Annotated in this window: 24 protein-coding genes and 1 pseudogene; 22 read left to right on the top strand and 3 right to left on the bottom strand. The window is 37.5% G+C overall.

Going from position 1 to position 23,757, the window contains the following annotated elements; all coding sequences use genetic code 11:
• Positions 1-107 precede the first annotated feature (107 nt).
• Positions 108-254, top strand: coding sequence for a terminase small subunit (locus tag BR30_RS38805; protein ID WP_081825376.1), 147 nt, complete (start codon positions 108-110; stop codon positions 252-254).
• On the opposite strand, the pseudogene BR30_RS38800 reads toward BR30_RS38805, so the two are convergent.
• Positions 196-962, bottom strand: a pseudogene (locus tag BR30_RS38800) (transposase); the annotation flags it as partial. The gene BR30_RS38805 and the pseudogene BR30_RS38800 overlap by 59 nt on opposite strands.
• 264 nt (positions 963-1,226) lie before the next feature.
• Here BR30_RS38800 and BR30_RS37705 point away from each other — a divergent pair.
• On the top strand, positions 1,227-1,478 hold the full coding sequence (locus tag BR30_RS37705) for a zinc-binding dehydrogenase (RefSeq protein ID WP_026564428.1): 252 nt from the start codon (positions 1,227-1,229) through the stop codon (positions 1,476-1,478).
• On the top strand, positions 1,478-1,675 hold the full coding sequence (locus BR30_RS37700) for a hypothetical protein (RefSeq protein WP_155928466.1): 198 nt from the start codon (positions 1,478-1,480) through the stop codon (positions 1,673-1,675). Before BR30_RS37705 ends, BR30_RS37700 begins: the two co-directional genes overlap by 1 nt.
• 162 nt (positions 1,676-1,837) lie before the next feature.
• Here the strand turns inward: BR30_RS37700 and BR30_RS0107200 are convergent, their stop codons facing one another.
• Positions 1,838-2,632: a MurR/RpiR family transcriptional regulator gene (locus tag BR30_RS0107200; RefSeq protein ID WP_231507643.1), complete on the bottom strand. Its 795-nt coding sequence runs from the start codon at positions 2,630-2,632 to the stop codon at positions 1,838-1,840.
• A 116-nt stretch (positions 2,633-2,748) separates the two neighbouring features.
• Here BR30_RS0107200 and BR30_RS0107195 point away from each other — a divergent pair, with 116 nt between their 5' ends.
• The 15 genes from BR30_RS0107195 to BR30_RS0107125 all read left to right on the top strand — a co-directional run bounded on the left by BR30_RS0107195 (position 2,749) and on the right by BR30_RS0107125 (position 17,231).
• The gene (locus tag BR30_RS0107195; RefSeq protein WP_197032301.1) at positions 2,749-3,543 is read left to right on the top strand and encodes an SDR family oxidoreductase; all 795 of its coding nucleotides are present in this window, start codon (positions 2,749-2,751) and stop codon (positions 3,541-3,543) included.
• A gap of 36 nt (positions 3,544-3,579) precedes the next feature.
• Positions 3,580-5,091, top strand: a complete 1,512-nt coding sequence (locus BR30_RS0107190; RefSeq protein WP_035445192.1) for an FAD-binding oxidoreductase — start codon at positions 3,580-3,582, stop codon at positions 5,089-5,091.
• Between the two features lie 14 nt (positions 5,092-5,105).
• Entirely contained in the window at positions 5,106-6,536 is a 1,431-nt protein-coding gene (locus tag BR30_RS0107185; RefSeq protein WP_026564423.1) for an FGGY-family carbohydrate kinase, read from the top strand.
• A gap of 15 nt (positions 6,537-6,551) precedes the next feature.
• Complete coding sequence (locus BR30_RS0107180; RefSeq protein WP_026564422.1) at positions 6,552-7,862, top strand: MFS transporter; 1,311 nt, start codon at positions 6,552-6,554, stop codon at positions 7,860-7,862.
• A complete protein-coding gene (locus BR30_RS37695) occupies positions 7,837-8,184 on the top strand; it encodes an alcohol dehydrogenase catalytic domain-containing protein (protein ID WP_026564421.1) in 348 nt (115 codons plus the stop codon). The genes BR30_RS0107180 and BR30_RS37695 overlap by 26 nt, the downstream gene beginning before the upstream one ends.
• A 25-nt stretch (positions 8,185-8,209) precedes the next feature.
• Positions 8,210-8,533 (top strand): hypothetical protein, encoded by a 324-nt coding sequence (locus BR30_RS37690; protein ID WP_026564420.1) that lies wholly within the window; start codon positions 8,210-8,212, stop codon positions 8,531-8,533.
• The gene (locus BR30_RS37685) at positions 8,530-8,730 is read left to right on the top strand and encodes a hypothetical protein (RefSeq protein ID WP_026564419.1); all 201 of its coding nucleotides are present in this window, start codon (positions 8,530-8,532) and stop codon (positions 8,728-8,730) included. Before BR30_RS37690 ends, BR30_RS37685 begins: the two co-directional genes overlap by 4 nt.
• Before the next feature lie 79 nt (positions 8,731-8,809).
• The gene (locus tag BR30_RS0107160; protein WP_331280772.1) at positions 8,810-9,076 is read left to right on the top strand and encodes a hypothetical protein; all 267 of its coding nucleotides are present in this window, start codon (positions 8,810-8,812) and stop codon (positions 9,074-9,076) included.
• A 103-nt stretch (positions 9,077-9,179) separates the two neighbouring features.
• Entirely contained in the window at positions 9,180-10,070 is an 891-nt protein-coding gene (locus BR30_RS0107155) for a LysR family transcriptional regulator (protein WP_026564417.1), read from the top strand.
• 223 nt (positions 10,071-10,293) lie between these two features.
• Positions 10,294-10,497, top strand: coding sequence for a recombinase zinc ribbon domain-containing protein (locus BR30_RS35705; RefSeq protein WP_081825374.1), 204 nt, complete (start codon positions 10,294-10,296; stop codon positions 10,495-10,497).
• A 35-nt stretch (positions 10,498-10,532) separates the two neighbouring features.
• Entirely contained in the window at positions 10,533-10,892 is a 360-nt protein-coding gene (locus BR30_RS0107145) for a DUF4368 domain-containing protein (RefSeq protein ID WP_026564416.1), read from the top strand.
• A 499-nt stretch (positions 10,893-11,391) separates the two neighbouring features.
• Entirely contained in the window at positions 11,392-11,856 is a 465-nt protein-coding gene (locus BR30_RS0107140) for a DUF3291 domain-containing protein (protein WP_026564415.1), read from the top strand.
• 484 nt (positions 11,857-12,340) lie between these two features.
• On the top strand, positions 12,341-14,206 hold the full coding sequence (locus BR30_RS0107135; protein WP_026564414.1) for a beta-glucoside-specific PTS transporter subunit IIABC: 1,866 nt from the start codon (positions 12,341-12,343) through the stop codon (positions 14,204-14,206).
• A gap of 105 nt (positions 14,207-14,311) precedes the next feature.
• Positions 14,312-15,745, top strand: coding sequence for a glycoside hydrolase family 1 protein (locus BR30_RS0107130; protein ID WP_026564413.1), 1,434 nt, complete (start codon positions 14,312-14,314; stop codon positions 15,743-15,745).
• Positions 15,746-15,818: 73 nt separating this feature from the next.
• The gene (locus BR30_RS0107125; protein WP_026564412.1) at positions 15,819-17,231 is read left to right on the top strand and encodes a glycoside hydrolase family 1 protein; all 1,413 of its coding nucleotides are present in this window, start codon (positions 15,819-15,821) and stop codon (positions 17,229-17,231) included.
• 79 nt (positions 17,232-17,310) lie between these two features.
• On the opposite strand, the gene BR30_RS0107120 is transcribed toward BR30_RS0107125, so the two are convergent.
• Positions 17,311-18,225 carry a LysR family transcriptional regulator gene (locus BR30_RS0107120; protein WP_026564411.1) on the bottom strand — a complete coding sequence of 305 codons (915 nt, stop codon included), beginning with the start codon at positions 18,223-18,225 and terminating at the stop codon, positions 17,311-17,313.
• Between the two features lie 124 nt (positions 18,226-18,349).
• Here BR30_RS0107120 and garD point away from each other — a divergent pair, with 124 nt between their 5' ends.
• From garD to BR30_RS0107100, 4 genes are all read left to right on the top strand, one after another.
• Positions 18,350-19,864 carry a galactarate dehydratase gene (gene garD, locus BR30_RS0107115; protein ID WP_026564410.1) on the top strand — a complete coding sequence of 505 codons (1,515 nt, stop codon included), beginning with the start codon at positions 18,350-18,352 and terminating at the stop codon, positions 19,862-19,864.
• Between the two features lie 70 nt (positions 19,865-19,934).
• Positions 19,935-21,197, top strand: coding sequence for a nickel pincer cofactor-dependent isomerase, group 22 (locus BR30_RS0107110; protein ID WP_026564409.1), 1,263 nt, complete (start codon positions 19,935-19,937; stop codon positions 21,195-21,197).
• Positions 21,198-21,221: 24 nt separating this feature from the next.
• On the top strand, positions 21,222-22,022 hold the full coding sequence (gene larE / locus BR30_RS0107105) for an ATP-dependent sacrificial sulfur transferase LarE (RefSeq protein ID WP_026564408.1): 801 nt from the start codon (positions 21,222-21,224) through the stop codon (positions 22,020-22,022).
• Positions 22,023-22,364: 342 nt separating this feature from the next.
• A complete protein-coding gene (locus BR30_RS0107100; RefSeq protein WP_197032300.1) occupies positions 22,365-23,696 on the top strand; it encodes an MFS transporter in 1,332 nt (443 codons plus the stop codon).
• Positions 23,697-23,757 lie beyond the last annotated feature (61 nt).

Here is a 23,757-nt window from a genome sequence, read left to right as displayed (position 1 = left end):
TGTGTAAAAAAGTCTCTCTGATTTTTCAGGGAGGCTTATTTTTGTTGTTGTGATATAATAAAAACAGGAACATACATTCTTGTTTTAATTTAAATAAGACAACGGGGATGGTGTTACTAATGGGGGACTTAAATATTAAGCAAAAGAAATTTGCGGATTATTTCATTGAATCAGGAAATGCGGCGGCCAGTAATATAAGAGCAGGATACGAAGCTGAAGGGAATGCTGCCGAAGCCTTGATCTTCCACGTTTAGAAATGACGATTTGCCCTCTCCACTTTCCTGAGCTTGCCTCAGCTAGGTGCAATCCTGCATGACGAAGTAAAGAATTGCCGTGGGCAAAGCCACTTAAATCTCTTGCTACCCCTAATATACCAGCCAATGAAATCTCACTAATTCCTTTAATGGAAAGCAATTGATTAGCATAAGGAATTTGTTTAAGTACTTCTGTGACTTGTTTTTCAACTCTTTCGAGTTGTGTTGTTGCGAGGTCAAATTCCTCTAGTAATTGTTGTAGATGAAATTTATAAGCATCAAGTGCTTGCTTAGTGCCAATTGAACGTTTAGCTAAATGAATAAGTAACTGGGCATTTTTTAATCCAGGTTGTCTCTTCATCAGTGACTTCCACCCGATAACAATGTTTTGAGGTTGCATTGAACGCAATTCCATCGGGGTAGGAAATAGGCGAAGGGTTCTAATCCACAGTACACCCCTTGTCAGCTTATCACTGTTTTGGCCAATCATTTTATCCTTCTTAAAAATTGCGGTCTGAATAATATACGAAATCGTCTGCAGCAGTTCTAACCTTTTGCGGCAGGATCGATAGTGACCATTGGAACGGCCGCAGCATGGGCGTCCCCGCTTAACATTTGTAATACATCCTTCAAGGTGATGTCCATCAAAACTTTCGATGCCGTTAATTCCCTGAGCACTTCCGAAGAGCTGCTTTCCAAAGGAGGAAGTAAGGCCATTATATCCTTGGCTCTCCCCTTAGCGACAAACACATTGCTCCGCAGGCGAGTTTAGGGAGTTCGTGCCAGGAAATCAAGAGGCTCACCTATGCCTGCTTTCGCCAGTTTCTCCCCAATACAATCACTTTTGTGTGAACCTGGTATTACGTCGTCTCCGTACCTTAGCAGCCAAGCTACAGTGATGCCGTTAACGCTGCAAAAGTAACACCAGGTTCTACCTTTTCGGTATTTGGTATCGGCGGGGTTGGTGTCAATGTGATTCAAGGGGCTCGTATTGCAGGTGCTGCCAAAATTATTGCGTGTGATATGAAGCCGGCTAACCTTGAAATCACGAAAAAGTTCGGGGCTACACATACGGTTAATGTTGCAGAACAAAGTACAGAAGAGGATTTAAAAAAGCTGACAGGCGCGGATTCGGTGTTCATTTCGCTATCGACTGCTCCGGCCACACAGGAGCGACAGAAAGTGCTTGGAAAGGAACAAGAAATGGCGGTACCGTTGTGGTAATGGGAGTTTTCAACCCAGCTATTGCACTCAATTTGCCAGCAGGAGGCTTCCATCGCGTCGGTAAAATACTAAGGTGCAGCTTTTATGGAGATACAATGCCTTATTGCGACTTCCCTATCATTGCCCAGCTTTATCTTGATGGCAAATTTATGCTGGATGAACTCGTCCTTGATCATATCCAGCTAAATGACATTTAAAAAGCATTCGACAGCTTTCAGGACTGTAATTGCATCAACGTTGGCAGAACAGTGGTTGAGTTTTCATCACAAGAACAAAAGGAACTAGCAGATACGTCTGACAGTATATTAACTATATAAAATAAGAAAACAGACCGTCTCATGGCCAGACGGTCTGTTCTTTTATTCATCCTTTTTTAATGCGTCTCGTTCTGCCATTAATTTTGCAATAATTTCTTCTATAAAAATAAAGAATACAGTTCGAGTTTTTTCATAAGGTAACAATTTTCCATTTTGAGCAGATTTGGCTAAGTAAAATATATTATCTACTTGTAAAGTTTGAGAATTGTCATATTCCTCCAAAATCAACAATATTTCAGCCCCTTTAGACTTTGCTCCGTTGAAAAGGTTTTCAAAAGAGGCGAATTTGCCGGTTACGGAAAAAACAATTAAAAGCGTGTCCTCATCCACTAAATGCTTCGCATAATCTTCTCCCTGGCTCACTAAAATATGTTTTCCAGAAACAAGAGCAAGCTTATAAGCAAAGTATTCTACACAAATAAAGGATGGACCCAATCCAAATAGCACAATTCTGTTGTACTTCTTATAAAGAGTTAAAAACTCATCCACTAATGTGGGGTCAAAATTATCTATAAAGTGTTTTAATCGTTCAAGCTCACTTGAAGTTTTTTTGCTTTCCTGAATGATTAGCTGACCGCCAAAAAATTGTTTATATTGTTTAAAACTTTCAAACCCAAGTTTTCTTACAAGTTTGGATACTTTTGAAGAAGACACATTACAATACTCAGCGGCCTCTAATATTTTTATATGATCCTTTTCTTTAATAATTTCAGAAAGTTTATTATGAACCGAAAGCTCCAGCTCATTTAATTTATTTAAATTAATATTTATGATCTTTCCCTCTCTTCTCATTTTAGTGCTTAATGAAAGTATACCATAGTGGAAAATTTTCCACAATATTATTTTTTTTAAAAAAAAATAGAAAATTTTCTTAAGAATCCGTTTACATTTGGAGGTATTTATAGTAAATTAACGTTGTAAATAATAAAAAACATTTAAGAGGAAGGTTAAACATGACTGCTCATAAAACCGATATAAAAGATTTCTCAATGAATTTTTTTAGCTTAAAAGGAAAAGTAGCCATTATCACTGGAGGAAATTCAGGATTGGGGCAAGGCTTTGCCTTAGCACTGGCAAAAGCAGGGGCAGACATTTTTGCAGTCAGCATCGCTGATGACAATGGTGAAACGAAAAACATGATTGAAGCAGAAGGCGTCCGGTACCATTTGATGATTGCAGACGTTACTCAAGAGGGTGCTTGTAAAAAAATTGCAGAAGAATGTATCAATACATTTGGAAAAATAGATATCCTCATGAACAACGCAGGCATTTGTATCAATGAACCAGATGTGACGAAGTTTACTCGACTTCAATGGGATAAAATGGTCTCAATCAATTTAACTGCAGCGTTTGAATTATCTCATGAAGTGGCGAAGTATATGATTCCACAAAAAAGCGGGAAAATCATTAATACTTGTTCTTTGTTTTCCTACCTTGGAGGCCAATGGTCACCTGCATATGCGGCAACGAAACACGGTTTAGCAGGCTTCACAAAAGCATATTGTGATGAATTAGCTCAATTCAATATTCAAGTAAACGGTATTGCACCTGGCTATTTTGCTACTGCCGTTACTGTAGAGACTAGAGCGAATCCTGCAGCCAATCAACGAATTTTAGATCATATTCCTGCCAATAGATGGGGAAATATCTCAGATTTAATGGGTACAGTTGTATATCTAGCTTCAAACGCTTCCAATTATGTAAATGGAACTCTCGTGAATGTTGATGGCGGATACTTAGTACGATAACGAAATATAGAAATAGATAAAAGGAGAAATGCTGCGATGGCGAATGAACAATTATTAAAAGAAGAAACTACGAAGATTAAAGAACAATTGTTAAAAGAATTAGAGGTAATTATTTCAATCGAACAAATAATTACCGATCATGAAGCATTATATGATGCATCTTCTGACCGATATCAAAAATATGCAAAAGCTAAAAAGGTCCTTGACGTTCCAATGCCAATGGCGATAGTATATCCACACTCTACAGAAGAAGTACAGGCACTTCTGCAGTTCTGTAATGAACACAAGATCAATGTGATTCCTCGTAGTGGAAAAACAGCTACAGAAGGCGGTCTGGAAAACTGGAAAGAAATCGCTATGGTTATCGATGGGTCAAGAATGAATAATATCATTAAAATCGATACATATAACATGCAAGCAACTGTCCAAGCAGGTGTAAAACTACAAACATTGGAAGATGAGCTGCGTAAAATTGGTTACACAACTGGTCACTCTCCACAGTCTAAACCAGTTGCACAATTTGGTGGATTATTGGCAACAAGAAGTATTGGACAATTCTCCACTTTATACGGTGCGATTGAAGATATGGTTGTTGGATTAGAATGTGTATTTCCAAACGGTCACATTTCTCGAATCAAAAATGTTCCAAGAAGAGCTGGAGGACCGGATATTCGACACATTGTCATCGGCAATGAAGGAACATTATGTTATATCACAGAAGTTACGGTGAAAGTTTTTAAATACTATCCTAAAAACAATGTGTTTCATGGTTATTTATTAAAAGATGTTGATACGGGTATTAAAGTTTTAAGAGAAGTGATTACAAACGGCTTTAGACCATCTGTGGCACGTGTTTATTCTGAAGAAGACGCAAGACAACATTTCTCTCATTTCTATAAAGACAAATGTGTGTTGATTTTTATGACAGAAGGGCCAGCTGGTATTGTTAAGGCAACGAATGAAGCAATTGAAGAAGCGGTTGCTAAATTCCAAGATGGAATCGTTGAAAAAGTTGAAGACCAATTAATCGAAAATTGGTTTAATAACTTGAATTGGACGCAGGGACACATTGATCGTGAATTCCAAACAATGGTTGATCATCATAAGCATGATGGTTTTACAACGGAAGTATCAGCTGACTGGGAAAACATTACAAAGATTTATCACAATGTAATGAAAAGAGTTATGGAAGAGTTTGACAGAATTGAAGATATAACCATGCTTGGTGGACACTCATCCCATAGTTACCTAAATGGAACCAATATGTACTTTGTTTATAACTATAATATTAATTGTGCACCAGAGGATGAAATGAGAATTTATCATCATCCAATCCATTCCATTATTATTGAAGAAACATTGAAACTTGGCGGTTCCATGTGCCATCACCATGGTATTGGAAAATATCGTACCGAGTGGACAGAAGAAGAGCATGGATCTGCTTACTATATGTTAGAAAAATTAAAAGAAGCTTTTGACCCTAATGGCATCATGAATTTTGGTACAATCTTCCCTCAAGAAGAGGGCATAAAATATATAAAAGGTTAATAAAAGGTGATTATATGAACGGGTATGTAATGGGGATTGATAATGGCTCGCAAAGTACAAAAGTAGCCATTTATGATGTTGAAGGTAATGAAGTTGCTTTCGGATCTTTTCAATTAAAAGAAACTCTATCACCTGAGCCAGGGGTTGTCATCCATCCCGATGATGATTTATGGGACAGTGTGTACGGAGCTATTAAAAATTGTCTAGCCCATTTTACTGGCAATCCTAAAGACATTGCTGGAATTGGACTTTGTACCATTAGATGTTGTCGTGTTTTATTAAAGGAAGAGGGCCATCTAGCTTATCCTGTGATAAGCTGGATGGATTCCAGACTTAACAAACCATATGTGCATTCTGATGATCAAGTAAAGTATGTGACGACTACCTCTGGTTATCTAGGCTTTCGGTTGACAGGGGAATTTAAAGACACTGCTTCCAATTATGAAGTTCACTGGCCATTGGACCGCGAAACGTTGGATTGGTCGAAAGACGAGGAAGTATTTGAGGCAAATGGATTGCAAAGAGACATGGTATTTGATCTTGTAAAACCAGGCGAAAAGCTGGGAATGCTGAGACAAGAATTGGTCGAGGAGTTTGGTTTCCATCATGATATACCAGTAGTAGCGACAGCTAACGATAAAGCTGTAGAGGCGCTGGGTTCCGGAATTAAGGACGAAGGTACCATCATGATCTCGCTTGGAACATTCATTTCGTCCATGCTGTTACGAAATGAATTTAAGGAAAATGCCCTTAATTTCTTTCCAACGCTTGCATGTATTCCATTTAAATATGTTTATGAATCAAATGGAATAAGACGTGGTATGTGGACCGTGAGTTGGTTTAAAAAGCTGATTGGTGAAGAACTCGTTACAGAAGCAAGAAAACTAGGTGTATTGGAAGAGGAATACTTGAATATGAAAGCACAAGATGTTCCAGTCGGCAGTGACGGTCTGATTACCATTTTAGACTGGTTATCGACACCATCTATACCATATCGAAAAGGTGTCATGATTGGTTTTGATCAGCGCCATACAAAATACCATATCTACCGTTCAATTTTGGAAGCGATTGCTTTTAATATTAAAAACAATATTGATGATATGTTAGAGGAAATAGACGTACAGTTAAATGATTTAGTCGTAATAGGTGGGGGCTCCAAAAGTGATGTGATAATGCAAATTATTGCGGATCTTTTTGGATTGCCAGTTCACAGACGTGCAGGCAGCAGTAGTGCGTGTTTAGGAGCTGCTATATGTGTCTGCCAACATCTATCGATTTACAAAGAGTTTTATGAGGCTGCAAGTAAAATGGTTAAAACTCAACAAACGTTTATACCGAACCAAAAAAATCACGTACTCTACAATACCATTAACGATACTGTCGTTAAAAAGGTGAGAGTTCATACCGATGAAATTTTAAAACTATCTTATCCCATTTTTAGTTAAGAAAAGAGTGATTTTGTGGCAGAGAAAAATTATAAAAGGTATTTTCAATTTTTCCTCATTGTTTTAGCAGCAGGATCGATATTTCCACTTATCTATTTAAAAACAAATTATCAAGAAACGATTTTGGAAGTATACGGAATAACTCTTAAACAATTAAATGGCATTTTTTCCGTTTTAGGTGTGGCTTATCTTGTGGGATACTCTCCAAGTGGCTGGCTTGCTGATCGATTTTCCGCAAAAAAACTTTTATTCATTTCACTTTTGGTTTGTGGACTTACCGGACTATGGTTTGCTCAAGTTCCGAGCTATTCAATGGTTTTAGTGATATTTGGTATTTGGGGATTTTTTTCCGTATTCACCTTTTGGGCAGCTCATTTAAAACTTGTAAAGTTAATTTCTAAAAAGGAAGAAGAAGGAAGATTTTTTGGTGCTTTAGATGGTGGCCGTGGATTAGTAGAGGCCATATTGGCAAGTATAGCATTATTTATTTTTACAAACGTTTTGGGAGACAGTACAGCATTGGTTCATAAGAAAGAAGCGTTACAATTTGTGGTTTACATGTACTCTGCTGCGCTTATTTTGGTATCAGTACTCATTTTATTTTTTGTTAAAGAAGACAAATCTTCTATTAAAAAAGAATCTTCTTCTAAAGCGGCAGAAACCAGTAAAAAAATTAATGTGAACGATTTCAAACAACTATTCAGTAATAAGTTCATATGGCTGCTAGGCGGCATCATATTTATGTCTTATATTGTGACCTGGGCCGTATATTATCAGGGTGGATTTTTACAAACGAACATCAAAATTGATGCCGCAACTGTAGGTGAAGTGACTGTATTAATGCTTTGGATGCGGCCGATTGGCGGGTTGTTAGGCGGATTTTTAGGTGATAAATTTGGGAAAAGCAGTATCCTCATGATCGCCTTAGGGTTAGCTGCCACTTTTTTAATTGCTATATCAATCTTACCAATTACGATGCCTCTAATTTACTTTAAAATCCAAGTCGTCATGATAGGTTTAATGATTTATACCATTAGAGGTCTTTACTGGTCGTTACTTGGAGATTGTAAGGTAGATGAAAAGATACTCGGTCTGGCGATTGGAGTTGTATCATTTATAGGCTATACACCTGATATTTTAATGCCTATCGTCAATATTGTATTGTTTAAAACATACGGACCTAACGGTGGATATAATGGATACTTCATCTTCTGTGCCAGCGCGGCTATCCTCGCTATCTTCATGACGTTAATCTTTAGAATGTCAGTAAAGAAGGAAGCTAGAAAATCAATTAAACCAGATGAACTCATTGCAAAAAATGCCTGAAATCGGCGAACCTTTATCCATTCAACACGGAGAACTTAGAGAACCAAGAGAGAATGAAGTTCTAGTGAAAATTATAGTAACAGGTGTGTGCCACTGTGATTTAAACTCTTTAAATGATTCGACTACGCCCGCACCAACAATTCTTGGACATGAGGGAGCGGGAATTGTTGAAGCGGTTGGAGCAAATGTCACCAACGTAAAAGTAGGCGATAAAGTAGCTTTAAGCTGGGTTCCATATTGCGGAACATGTGAATTTTGCGTGACCGGGGGAGTTCACTTATGCGAATCTGCATTTGGTCCAATGTTTGAAGGAACGCTGTAAGAGGGTACTACCAGATTGAGTCAAAATGGAAAAAAAGTCTATCACAATTCAATATTATCCACTTTTGAAGAGTATGCAGTTGTTCCGAAAAATGTCATGTATCAAGCTGCCAGATGAAATGCCTTTGGCACAAGCGTCCTTGATCGGATGCGGCGTGGCAACAGGCTTTGGGGCAGCAGTGAATGCGGCCGGTGTTACACCTGGCTCTACCGTCGCGATCTTCGGAGGCGGAGCGGGCGTTAATGCGATTCAAGGAGCGCGTATCGCAGGTGCTTCTAAAATTATAGCTTGTGACGTAAAACAAATCCTGAAAAACGTTGAATATTCCATCGAGTTGGCACAGTGTTGAAAGGAAGCTTTTATGGTAATGTGAAGCCATTCCGTAATTTCTGCAACATCGCACAAATGTATTTAGATGGGAAATTCAAACTGGATGAGCTCGTGTTGGAATGGATTGCCTTAGAAGATATTAATCTAGCATTTGACTCTTTCCATGACTGCAATTGTGTAAATGTTGGTAGAGCAGTCATCGAATTTAATGATTAATTATTAATTAAAGTCTATTCAAATGGAGGGTGTTAAAATTGAAATTTATCAATTTTAACACCTTTTTTTTTGTGTAGCTATTACAGAAATTTTCAAAAGAGAAGTTCAGGTAAGAATGAAGTCCATTTTATTTGTTGCTCAGTTAATAGGGTCGGCGCTCACTTTATACTTTATTGGTTTAAAAGCAGATACTTGGGGCTGGCGCGTTATGTTTTATAATATTGGAGGCGTTGGTCTTGTTGTAACTCTATTATTAGCTAAATATTACAAACCTACAAAAGTGATACAAACAGTACAAGATTGTAATAACATTCCCAAAATATCAATGAAGGGGATTTTAATGTAAAATCCAAAGACATTATGGTAACCATAACATTATTTTATTGATATTCAGCACTATACTAATATGCACCAGTCCAAAAAATTTGATAGTTTGGAGAGCGACTTTAATGGAATTAAGACATCTGAAAACTTTCAAATTCGCAGCAGAGTACTTAAATTTTACAAAGGCTGCCCAACAGTTAAACTTCTCTCAACCTGCTGTAACTGCACAAATTCAGACGCTCCAACAAGAATTGAAACAGGAGCTATTTATACGTGTTGGAAAGAAAACCTTTTTGACGCCTGCAGGTGAAATCCTTAAATCATATACGGATCAGCTTTTTTCCATAGTTGAGGAGATTGAATCATCATTCACCGAACTTTCAAATTCGTATGGCAATGTAACGATTGCCGCTGGTGAAAGCTATTGTGCGAATTATTTTCCTTATGTCATATCTGAGTACCTGAAGCTATATCCCCATGTACAGATTAAGTTAATTTCCTGTAAAAGGGATGAAATTATAAAAGGGATAGAATCAAACAAATACGATATAGGGATTATTTCGGGCGAGCTAAGTAAAAATGGAATTACAAACATCGTGATTGCAGAGAACGACATGGTTCTAGTGGTTTCTAAAGATTTATATGCTAGGTACCCGGAAGACCAATTACTTACGAAATTTCCTTTAATTAAATATCAAGCTGACGAATATTATGAAACGATGATGAGTAAATATTTGAGTCAATCGAAACTCTTATCAAAAAACGTAATAGAATTTGGAAGTTTAGATGGAATCAAAAAGGCCGTATTAAAAAATATCGGGTTAGGGTTGGGAATCAGTGCCTGCATAAAAAAAGAAATTAGCAATGGTGATTTAGTCCCGATCCTAGTTACTGAGAACAAGGTAAAAGTAAATACCTCTATCATTACGTTGAAGGAAAAAGAAAAGGTAGTAACAATTCAATCTTTTATTAATGTAGTCCAAAAAATTTGGAATAGCATTTCTACTATGGAGTAACAAAGTCTTATAAAGATTACTTAATAAAATGTGGTAAAACCCTAATTAAAAATAACAAAAATTACAATCACCTCCTTTTTTTTACATATGATGTGGAGTTATTATGATATATTAGGTATATGAAACGTACATTCTATTTTTGATGATCATATGGAGGTGCTACTTTTGGGAGTCCTAAAAATTAAACAAAAGAGATTTGCTGACTTTTATATTAAGTCTGGAAATGCTACAGCTTTATTGTGCGGATTGCGCTACCTCATTATGGTATCTGCATGATCGTAAGGGATACGTTTGTGGAAGATATCGCAAGCATGGGATTGATGCGTGTACCAGCCATTTAATTAGGGAAAAACAGCTTAAGAATTTTATTTTAGAAGATTTAAGAGAAATGTCATCTGTTGCAGTAAATAAACGGATTTTGTTATAAAGGCAAGTGAAAAAATAAAAAGTATTGAGAATGATTTGAAAAAAAAGGAACAAAAAATAGGTAAAGAAATTGAATTATTAAAAACAGAAAATAAAAACCTTCTTAGATTATTGGCACAGGGGAAAATAGACCAGGAAGATTACCGCCAAGTTGCAGATGAGAACAATTTAAAGGTTCAAGACCTGCAGCAACAGTTAGTGACTTTAAAAAAGCAACTCAATGATCGAAGTGATCACTATGAGTCAACGGCAAAAATAATGAAATACGTGGATAGGATTCTCGAATTTAATGAACTAAATGAAGAATTACTACATCGAATCATTGAACGGATTGAAGTGAAAGAAAATTCAGAAATTGTAATCCATTATCGTTTTACAAATCCGCATACAATTTAATGTAGTGACCACCATACGGCGCATGTGGAGTGTATCTCGCAACTCATTTTAAAGAAAGGCAACTAACCCTAACTATTGGGTGTTGCCTTTGTCTACCTCCTGAAAAGCATTTACGAAATTATAATGGATACGAATTTCACCTTGGCTGTAAAATAATTATTTTCCTAATGGGTTACGATTGTTCAATTAGAACAATCGTTTTTTTTTAGCTGACAGAAATCAGATAGGACATTTGGATATGGACAAGCATTATGGCATCAAATTAAAAAATCATCCGTTACCTGTGCAATATTTGATTGTCCAATTAATGAAATTAAACCAATATCTATAAGTTTGTGGAAAATTGAAATTAAACTAATTGGGGGCAAGAGTTGAAGATGGTGGCTGTCATTTTGGTAGCTTTTCTTGTTCCACTATGGAAGCTGGTTAGCTGAAGAAGGAATTTTCAAATTTTTAATTGAATATACCTTAGGAAAAGACTATAGATGGAGGGCTGTTTATGGCATTAGTTTCAATCTATACTGTTGGTAGGCTAAACCACTCCTATGACCACCCTGCCTCTCGTGAATTTTTTCAAGTGGGAAATGAAGTATATCGACAGGCAACTAAATCAGGACTTATAGAGGCGTTTTCACCTGAAGGAGTCCCTTTCCCTGAAGAAACCGTAAAGGGAAAGGGTTCTCCAATTCTTACACTAACAGTATGGAGAAGCCTTCAATCGTTATATCGATTTACCTATTCGGGACAGCATATGCAAGCATTACGAAATAGGAGCAGATGGATCGAGTCATATCCAGAGAATCACCTTTCTTATGTAGTATGGTGGACAGAAGGGGTGAAGGATGTCTCATGGGAGGAGGCATTCAAGAGATACAACTATTATATTCAACATGGTCCCACTCCTTTTGCATTTGATTTTAAGCATGCATTTGATGAAAAAGGAGAGACATTCTTGATTAAGTAGAATGCTTTCGGAACAATAGCTTCATGAGTATTTTCAGTAATAACGGTATTCTGATAACCATCAGCTGACAAAGGAAGAAATGGCCTACCTTACCATTCATATTGAACTCTTGGTAAATAGATCCTAAAAATTTTTTGAAAGAAAGCGTTGACTTAGAATGAAAGCGGATGCTATTATAGGTGTACAAATTAATTAATTTTTTAGGATTGTTACTGATTAGCAGGCAAAACCTAAATTGTATGTTCCTCACTTTTATAGTGCATAGCATACAATTTAGGTTTTTTTTATTCCATGAGCCGAAGTTCAGTTGCAGGAACTGGCCAGAACTTACAAGTGACTTCGGCAAGTTTTAACCAAATTCATATTTATAACAGGATTGTTACTGGTAATGCAGGCAAAACCTGAGGAACACGAGTGGGACCATTGGTCATTCCATCTCATGTTACTCAGGTTATTTTTTTACAAAAAATCTGGAGGTATAACCATGGACTACAAAAAAACAGCCATAAGCATCATCGAATTAGTCGGTGGAGAAGGCAACGTTCAAAATGTTATTCACTGTATGACAAGATTACGTTTTAATTTACAAGATCAAAGTAAGGTAGACCGTAAGAAATTAGAAAAAGTTCCTGGAATCATGGGTACGAATGTAAGCGGTGACCAGTTCCAAATTATTATCGGAAATGATGTTCCAAAAGTATATAATGCTATTCTTGAAAATAGCGCGATTAAAATGGATAGCAAGAACAAGCAATCTTCCAAGAGCAAAAATCCAATAAATGCAATCTTTGATGTAATTTCTGGGGCATTCACACCACTTCTTCCTGCGATTGCCGGTGCCGGTATGATCAAAGGGATCTTAGCCATTGCGATGGCTTTTGGGTGGATGACAAACACTAGTCAAGCATATACCATCTTAAACGCTATTGGTGACGGTGCATTTTACTTCTTGCCAATTATTTTAGCAGTAAGTGCGGCGAAAAAGTTTGGCAGTAACGTTTATGTAGCGGCAACTATTGCAGCGGCGCTTTTGCATCCAACCATAACAGCTTTATTAGGTGCTGGTAAACCGATTCATTTTCTTGGACTCCCTGTAACTGCAGTCACTTATTCTTCAACGGTAATTCCAATTTTACTAGCGATTTGGATTGCGTCATATGTTGAAAGATGGGTTGACCGAGTTATTCCTAGTATGTTTAAGCTTATTTTAGTTCCAACTATCACTTTACTTATCATTGTACCAGTTACATTAATCGCAGTTGGTCCACTTGGTGCCATTCTTGGAAACTGGCTTTCTTTAGTAATTGGGGCATTATTTAAATATGGATGGATTTTTGCAGGTTTAATCTTAGGTGGTACATTCTCATTAATTATTATGACAGGTATGCACTATGCATTTACTCCAATTGTAATGAACAACCTTGCAACTAAAGGATATGACTTTATCTTGCCTTCAATGTTTGCTGCAAATATGGGACAAGCAGGAGCAACATTTGCCGTATCATTACGTTCAAAAAATAAATCATTTAAATCATTAGCAATGACAACTAGTTTAACTGCACTTATGGGTATTACAGAACCAGCTATGTATGGTGTTAACATGCGCCTTAAGAAACCATTCATCGGTGGATTAATTGGTGGTGCTGTTGGTGGAGCATACTACAGTGCAGTAGGTGTTAAATATTTCATTCTTGGTGGTAACGTTGGTTTACCTGGTATCGCTTCCTTTATCGGATCAACATTTGTATTAGCAATTATTGGTTTACCAATTGCTTTCGCAGCAGGTGCCATCGCTACTTTTATTATGGGCTTTGAAGATGTAGAAGGTGAAGAAGAGCAAGAGACTACAACAGTAGAAGAAACAAATACAGTTGACACAAAGTCTGAATTAGTAGTGGCAGCAGAAAAAGTATTTAGCCCGTTAAAAGGTGAAGTTAAAGCATTAACCGAAGTTAATGACCCAACGTTTTCATCAGGAATTATGGGTAAAGGTTTAGCGATTCAGCCGCAGGAAGGAAAAGTAGTTTCTCCTGTTACTGGAAGAGTAACAACAATTTTTAAAACGAAGCATGCAATCGGCATTACAAGTGATAATGGAGCAGAAATCCTAATCCATGTTGGTTTGGAAACAGTAAGACTAGATGGAAAACATTTCGCTGCACATGTGAATGACGGCGACTTCGTTGAAGTAGGTCAAACTCTTGTAACTTTCGATATGGATGCGATTAAGGCAGAAGGATATGACTTAATTACTCCAGTCATTATTACAAATCCTGACCGTTATCAAACAATTGAACCAGTTAAACAAGGGGAAATCAATGTACGTGAAGCATTCCTAGCATTGCAATAATATGAAAGTAGGGGAACCAATTTCCCCTGACTTTCTATATATAAATAGAAGTAATAACTAACGCTAACTAATGGACTTTATAAAAAAATTTTGAGGTGACTTATTATGAATCGTAAATTTCCAGAAGGCTTTTTATGGGGCGGAGCAACCGCAGCTAACCAATTAGAAGGAGCATACCAAGAAGGCGGTAAAGGTTTAAATCTTGCAGACGTGCTTCCTGGTGGGAAGGTCCGCTTAGAACTTCTTATGAAACCTGGTTTTAATTATGAGATTGAGCAAGATAAATACCACTATCCAAACCACGAAGGAATTGATTTTTACCATCGTTATAAAGAAGATATTGCTCTTTTCGCAGAAATGGGTTTTAAGGTTTTCCGTCTTTCTATTGCTTGGTCACGTATTTTCCCAAGAGGGGATGAAGAAACTCCAAATGAAGAAGGCTTAGCTTTTTACGAGCGGGTATTTGATGAGTTACACAAACATGGTATTGAACCAGTAGTAACCATTTCTCACTATGAAACACCTTTACACCTTATAAAAGAATATGGTGCTTGGAAAAATCGAAAACTTATTGGGTTTTTTGAGCGTTATGTAAGAACCATATTTGATCGATATAAAAATAAAGTGAAATATTGGATGACTTTTAACGAAATTAACGGAGCGACACATTTCCCACTGTTCGGCTTAGGTTTTTCTGCCTCAAGCGAGGAAGCACGTCTACAAGAAAGTTTCCAAGGACTGCATCATCAATTTGTGGCTAGTGCCTTAGCTGTAAAAATCGGACACGAAATGATTCCTGGTTCGCAGATTGGATGCATGCTTGTTTATGCTCCAGTATATGCTTACGATAGCAATCCTGAAAATGTCATGCATGCTATGAGAGAAGAGCAAATTTTTAACTACTATTGTGGAGATGTCCAAGTTCGTGGTGAATATCCTGCTTTTGCCAAACGTTACTTTAAGGAAAATGGAATTAAATTAGAGATTCAAGATGGAGATTTGGAGATCATTAAAGAGGGTACGGTTGATTATATTGGATTTAGTTATTATATGTCCCGCACTGAAAAGAAAGAAAAATCACACGAAGAAAGTTCATCTGGTAACATTATCGGTGGTGTGAAAAATCCTTTCCTTAAAGCCAGTGACTGGGGCTGGGAGATTGACCCAGAAGGTCTACGAATCTCCTTAAACAAACTCTATGACCGCTATCAAATACCTTTATTTATTGTAGAAAATGGCCTTGGTGCAATTGATAAAGTAGAAGCAGATGGCTCAGTCAACGATGATTATCGCATTGATTATTTAAGAGATCATATTAAAGCGATGTCTGAAGCAATCGAAGATGGTGTTAACCTAATCGGTTATACTCCTTGGGGATGTATTGATTTAGTTAGTGCATCTACTGGAGAAATGTCCAAGCGTTATGGATTTATTTATGTTGATAGACATGACGACGGCAGCGGAACATTAGAACGCAGCAAGAAAAAGTCTTTCTACTGGTATAAAGATGTAATTGCCACAAACGGCGAACAACTTTAATCCTAATCATGCCGGTAAACCATATTGGTTTCCGGCTTTTATTTTTTAGATAACTCAAATGGAGGTAATGAAAATGAAACATAACAAACTTAAACCATTTCCGACGAATTTTTTCTGGGGCGGTTCTACATCTGCTTATCAAATCGAAGGGGCTTGGAATGAAGACGGAAAAGGTCCATCTGTCATCGATATGGCTAAGTATCCGGAAGGCACTACCGATTTTAAAGTAGCCAGCGATCACTATCATCATTATAAAGAAGACATTGCCTTATTAGCCGAGATGGGATATAAAGCATATCGCTTTTCGATTGCTTGGACAAGACTCTATCCAAATGGTTCTGGTGAACTGAATCCTAAGGGAATCGAGTTTTACAATAATTTAATTAATGAAATCGTCTCCCATGGTATCGAACCAATTGTTACCATGTATCATTTTGACTTGCCATATGCCCTTCAGCAAAAAGGCGGCTGGTCAAACCGTGAAACGATAGATGCATTTGAAGTCTATGCTCAAACCCTTTTCGAAAATTTCGGTGACCGCGTGAACTATTGGTTAACAATTAATGAACAAAACATGATGATTCTTCACGGTGATGCGATTGGAACGGTTGATCCTAACTTAGAAAACCCTAAGAAAGAATTATATCAGCAAAACCACCATATGCTTGTGGCTCAGGCAAAGGCGATGAACTTGTGTCATCAAATGCTGCCACATGCAAAAATTGGCCCGGCACCAAACATTGTATCCATCTATCCAGCTAGCTCAAAACCTGAGGATATTATGGCTGCCCATAATTATTCAGCGATTCGCAACTGGCTTTACTTAGATATGGCTGTATTCGGCCGCTATAATACAATTGCTTGGAACTACTTTGAAGAAAAAGGCTATGTTCCAACGATTCTTGATGGAGATATGGAAGTTTTAGCAAGTGCGAAGCCTGACTTTATTGCATTTAACTACTATACTTCCCAAACGGTTGCGGCAAGTGAAGAAGACGTCTCTGATGTCGGTCATACAGGAGACCAACATATTACCATTGGCGAGTCAGGTGTTTATAAAGGAGCAACCAATCCAAACCTGAAAAAGAATGAGTTTGGCTGGGAGATTGACCCTGCCGGTTTTAGAACTACTTTAAGAGAAATATATGACCGCTATAACCTGCCGTTGATTGTAACCGAGAATGGTTTAGGAGCATTCGATAAGCTAGAAGAGGGCGATGTGGTTAATGACCCATATCGTATAGACTTCTTACGAAAGCATATCGAGCAAATGCAATTGGCAATCACTGATGGAGTTGAAGTGTTCGGCTTTTGCCCATGGTCAGCGATTGATTTAATCAGTACCCATCAAGGATGCAGCAAGCGCTACGGTTTTATCTTTGTGAACCGTGATGAGTTTGATTTGAAAGACTTACGCCGTATTCGCAAGCAAAGTTTTTATTGGTATAAGGAGCTGATTGCAACGAACGGAGAGAAATTAAATTAATCAAAAAAGAGTTTGCCTGTGAGTGGGCAAACTCTTTCCTTTTAACATCCCAAGTTATGGACAGCAAAAGTCCCTTCCTTCATTTTTTTAATCTATTGGACCAATAATAACTGGCAATCGTTATAAGGTCTTTTGCAGGATTACTTAAATAGGTTCCTTTTTTATAAGATGCACATACTTCCCAAACAGGCTTTTGCTGAATTAAGAAGTAAGAGACGTTAGAGTTATGTTGGGCATAAGCCATTGGAATGATGGAACAGCATATTCCTTCAGCAACCATGTTATATAAGTTATGGCCGCTTCTTGTTTCTAGCAATATATTTGGAGTAAAATCTACGTCAGTAATGAGATAATCATAAATTTCTCGAAGAGTTGATCCTTTTTGCATAAGGGCAAACGTATCGTTTGTAAAATGGTTTAAGCTTATTTCAGGAAGTTTATCACCGAGTTTTCCTCCTAAATGGGCAAGCGGATGTGCTTGGGGAACTGCTAAAAGAATATCTTCCGTACAGAAATAGATATATTCATCATTTGTTTTTTGAAAATTTTGCAATGTTAAAAATCCAATATCAAGATTCCCCATTGATATTTCATGTTGTTGTTGTTTCACCGGCAGTTCAATGGGTTCTACTTTTATATTTGGATACTTTTTGTAAAAAGCAGGATAGATAGATGCAAACATTTCAGGACCTCGTTCGGGTGTTAAGCCAATACTAAGTTTTCCTTTTTTTATATCCAATAAATCATTAATTTGATTGTAAGTGTCTTTTTTAATACGTACCATTTTTTTTGCATTCTCAATATAAATTTCTCCTGCTTGTGTCGGATGCCAATTGGTTCTTGAACGAACAAAAAGTTGCGTTCCCAGCTCTTTTTCTAATTTTAAAAGTTGCTGATTTAATGCTGATTGAGTGATAAAAAGTTTTTCAGCAGCTTTTGTAATATTGTTTTCCTCAGCGATTTTAATCATATATTCCAACTGTTTTAAATCCATTTGAAAGTCTCCTCATTACTCTTAGTTTTTCTTATAGAATTCTAAAAATAATCACTTTTACTTTATATACAATCTAAGAGTACAATGGTTTTGAGAATAGAACAAGAGTTTAGGAGGTAACGCAGTGGAAAATCGTGTGATTAAAATTAATGATAATGATAACGTTGCCATTACTGTAAATGCCATTCCAGCAGGAACCATTGTCATCGATGATATTCTAGCCAACCAGGATATTCCCCAAGGGCATAAAATTGCATTATCCAATATAGAAGAAGGTGAACCAGTAATCCGATATGGCGTTACTTTAGGATATGCTTTACATTCTATTAAAAAGGGCGACTGGATCAATGAACATATGTTGCAACTTCCCGTTCCGCCATCTTTGGATGAAATGGAGTTTGCAACCAATTTGGTGACAGATTTACCTGAACCGCCAGAAAGAACGTTTATGGGTTATCCAAACAAAAACGGAGGATACGCAGGAACAAGAAATATATTGGGAATTGTCACAACTGTTCAATGCGTAACAGGTGTTTTAAATAACGCGGTAAAGAGAATTAAAAAAGAACTTCTTCCAAAATATCCAAATGTTGATGATGTTGTAGCGATAAATCATGCCTATGGATGCGGTGTCGCCATCAATGCCCCTGAAGCAATAATCCCGATTCGAATGCTGCAAAACATGGTCAAACATCCGAATTTCGGTGGAGAGACGATGATTATCTCTTTGGGATGTGAAAAACTAACATTAGAAATGTTATTGGATGCGGAATATAACAGTCCAGAAAATGTGGTCACGTTTCAAAACGAAAAGGGCCATGATGCGATCATGGCAGAAATTATGAATATGGCAGAAAACAAATTAAAAAAATTGAATGAAAGAGTTCGTGTTGAGCTGCCTCTTTCTCAATTATGTATTGGTTTACAATGCGGTGGAAGTGATGCTTTCTCAGGTGTAACAGCGAATCCTTCCGCCGGATATGCTGCCGATATGCTTGTCAATGCTGGTGCAACCGTTATGTTTTCTGAAGTAACTGAGGTCCGAGACGGTGTCCATATTATTGCAGAGCGTTGTGTGAATGAAGAAGTTGGGAAGAAACTAGCTGACGAGATGACATGGTATGATCAATACCTGAATAATGGACAAGTTGACCGTTCAGCAAATCCAACTCCTGGAAATAAAAAAGGTGGTCTATCGAATATTGTTGAAAAAGCAATGGGTTCGATTGCTAAATCTGGATCATCTCCGATTGTAGAAGTTCTTTCACCAGGAGAGAGGCCAACGAAAAAAGGTATGATTTTTGCTGCAACTCCAGCTAGTGACTTTGTTTGTGGTTCGTGCCAGTTATCTAGTGGAATCACGCTTCAAGTTTTTATGACAGGACGAGGAACTCCTTATGGATTAGAGGCAGCACCAGTCATTAAAGTATGCTCAAGAAATGATATGAAAAATATGTGGCAAGATTTGATTGATGTAAATGCAGGGCCAATTGCAACAGGCGAAGCAACCATTCAAGAAATTGGAACTCTATTATTCAACGAAATTATCGATGTTGCCAGTGGAAGAAAACAAACTTTGGCAGAAAAATACGAAATTTATAATGATTTTACTCTATTTAATCCAGCACCAATAACCTGATTAAAAGATAAATATATTTTTGTAAAGGGGGACAATAGATGTTGTTCCCCTTTGAAAAGAGGTATTTAAAATGGAGAAATTATTCAAAGGGATCAACATCCCAAGAATGATTAAAATCAGACAGCGGTTCCCAAGAGAAACGATTGCAGATGTAACTGGTGTTACAAGAAAAGAACTTAGTAAGGAAGAAATTATCGGAAGAATCAAGGCTGGTGACCGGGTTGCTATTGCTGTGGGCAGTAGAGGAATTGCCAATATGCCTTGTATCGTTAAAGAAATTGTCACCGCGGTTAGAGAACGAGGAGCTCACCCGTTTATCGTTCCAACAATGGGGAGCCATGGTGGAGCAACAGGAGAAGGACAAACAGAAATACTTGCCGAGCTAGGTATAACTGAAGAATCTACAGGAGCCCCCATTGTTTCTAGTATGGAAGTTGTTCAGATTGGGGTCTCTAAAAATGGACTCCCGGTACATATTGATAAGAATGCGCATACGAAAGCGGATGCGATTATTATTACTGGCCGAATTAAGCCTCATACATCCTTTAGGGCGCCTTATGAAAGCGGCTTGGCCAAAATGATCGCGGTTGGGCTTGGTAAACAAGTGGGTGCTGAAATCATTCATTCAGCCGGTGTAGAAAATATTCCATTCAGAGTGGAAGAGATCGCAAGAGAGACTTTAGAAAAATCAAACATCATCTTTGCGGTTGGAATGATAGAAAACGCCTATGATGAAACTTATAAAATTGTTGCCATACCAAAGGAACGGATTATGGATGAGGAGCCGGGATTACTGCAAGAAGCACACGAGCTTATGCCCAGCATCATGTTCGGAAAATGTGATGTTCTTATCGTGGATGAAATGGGTAAAAACATCTCAGGCAGCGGCATGGATCCTAATATCATTAGAAGGAATTACTCAGGATCCTTAAAATATAATCCGCTGGCACAAAGACTAGCCGTTTTGGATCTTACAAAAGAGTCTCATGGGAATGCAAACGGAATGGCTAATGCTGATATTTGCTCAAGAAGACTCTTTGATAAGATATCATTTGAGTCCACTTACCCGAACCCCTTGACAAACAAATTGGCACAAAGTGTAAAAATTCCTATGGTTATGGAAAATGACAGCTTAGCGATAAGAGCTGCCATGAAAACTTGTTTTGACGTTGACTATTACCAGATGAAGATTATTCGGATTAAAAATACGCTGGAGCTTGAACATATGTTCATCTCTGAATGCTTGATAGATGAAGCAAAGATGAATCCAAATATTGAAATATTAAGTGAACCAGAATATATGAGTTTTAATGGAAATGGGAATCTCTTTTAAAAGAGAGTAAAGGGAGATGGGACAATGCTTACAGGGAAATATCAGAAATTAGCGTCTATTCTCCGTGAAATGGAATCAGTGGTTGTGGCCTTTTCAGGAGGGGTAGATAGTACATTCTTATTAAAGGCTGCGGTGAACGTCTTAGGGATAGACCGGGTTCTGGCCGTAACAGCAGACTCTGAAACGTATCCTTCTTTTGAACTGGAAGAAGCTAAAGTACATGCCACTCAAATGGGTGTCAAACACCAAGTCATTGAAACTTCTGAACTAGCTATTCCTGGTTATGCAGAAAACAATAGGAATCGATGCTATTTTTGTAAAAGTAGTTTATTTGATCATTTACTTCCGGTTTTGGAGGAAAAGGGATTTCATAATGTCATCTATGGGGCCATTGCGGATGATCTGAATGAACATCGCCCAGGCATGCAAGCAGCGAAGGAAAAAGGAATTCGTGCGCCATTACAAGAAGCTAACCTTTTTAAGAATGAAATAAGAGAGCTTTCACGTCAGTTTGATTTACCGACTTGGGATAAACCATCATTTGCTTGTCTTTCTTCAAGAATTGCTTATGGTGAGTTTATTACAAAAGAAAAGCTTACAAAGGTTGAAAAATCGGAAGAATATTTAAAATCTCTTCATATCCGCCAGGTAAGGGTACGAACACATCAGGATATTGCTAGAATCGAAGTAGAACCCGCTTCTATGAAGACGATACTTGAAAATCATGACTCGATTGTAAAGAAACTTCAAGAATTCGGTTACAAATATATAACGTTGGATTTAGTGGGTTATCAAAGCGGCAGCATGAACAAAGTTCTTGTTTAATATTTAGTTTATCAAGGAGAATGATAAATTATTATATGCACAATCTTGGGATTACCGAAGGGTTATTTTGTTTGTGTATCCTCTGATATATAAAGCTATAAAAATTAGATTCTAATAGATTACCATCCTTAAAATGAATAATTTCCTAATTTTAAAATATTCTATTTATTCTTACAATAATATTGACCTATATGTATAATTGTCTTACAATTATACATATAGACTAATAGATAATAAAAAAAGGAGGAAAGGATGGTCCAATGATTTACTCTGTATTGTAACCGTTTTTATTAAAGTCTTGGAAGCACTATCTAAATTGTACTTTTACTAGGAGGGGAATTTATGAATAGCAATATGAAAGAATTGAAAGCGATTGCAAACAAAACGAATGTACGTTATCTTATTTTGACTGTATTATTTATTACGACTGCAATCAATTATATCGACCGATCTGCACTAAGCGTTGCTGCCCCATTGATGTCCAAGGATCTTCATTTAGACGCGGTGTCATTGGGAATTGCTTTTTCGGCGTTCAACTGGTCCTATGCATTTATGCAAATACCAGGCGGATGGATGCTCGATCGATTTGGAGCTCGTGTTGTTTATGGAATAGGTTTAATCGTTTGGTCACTGTTTACATTATTTCAAGGATGGGTTACCGGCTTTCTTATGTTACTTATATTTAGGTTCGCAGTAGGGTTTGCAGAAGCACCGTCGTTTCCGGGGAATAGCAGATTAACCACTATGTGGTTCCCGCAGCATGAACGTGGTCGGGCAGTGGCTACATATAACTCAGCTCAATATTTTGGACTTGCTTTGTTTACACCTGTTCTGGCTTGGATTTTACAAACATATGGCTGGCAAATGATTTTTTATGTGGCAGGAGCAGCTGGGCTTGTCATTGCACTGTTTTGGTTTAAAGTGATCCGCGAACCTAAAAATCATCCAAGAGCGAATCAAGCAGAAATTGATTATATCCAGGCGGGCGGCGGCTTGGCGAATGCAGGGGATAAACCGGTCAAAATCAAGTGGGCCCATGCCAAACTGTTGTTGACTAACCGGCAAATGATCGGAATTTATATTGCGCAATTCTGCTTAAATACAATTGTTTATTTTTTCTTAACCTGGTTCCCTACATATCTTGTACAAGAAAAACATATGTCGATGCTAAAAGTTGGCTTCGTGGCTTCCATTCCTTTTGCAGCGGCATTCTTCGGAGGTATGGTTGGCGGTTACTTATCCGATTTAATGCTAAAGCGTGGCAAATCTTTGGCTATAGCACGTAAAACACCGATTATCATAGGATTTTTGTTTTCAAGTGTTGTTATCCTGGCAAATTATACCTCATCTCCAGCACTCATCGTGATTATCATGTCAGTTGCTTTCTTTGCTAAAGGAATGGCAGGGCTAACCTGGACACTAGTTGGGGATATGTCACCAAAAGAAATTATTGGACTGAGCGCCGGAATCTTTAATACATCTGGTAACTTGGCCGGTATCGTGATTCCTATCGTGGTTGGATATATTTTGAGTGCAACGCATTCCTTTAGTGCTGCCTTAGTTTTTATTGGTGTAATGTTGTTAATAGGAGCTTTATCTTACATTTTCGTTGTGAACAAGGTAGAACGGATAGAATTACCTGCTGAATTGAAAGAAGAAAAACAACCTGCTTAAGCAAACAGGCATAATAGAATTTCAGGAGAGAGAAAGGCTGGCCCTAGTTAAAGGCCAGTCT

This window comes from Bacillus sp. UNC41MFS5 (genome assembly GCF_000686805.1).
This window is presented reverse-complemented; position numbering and strand designations above follow the sequence as displayed.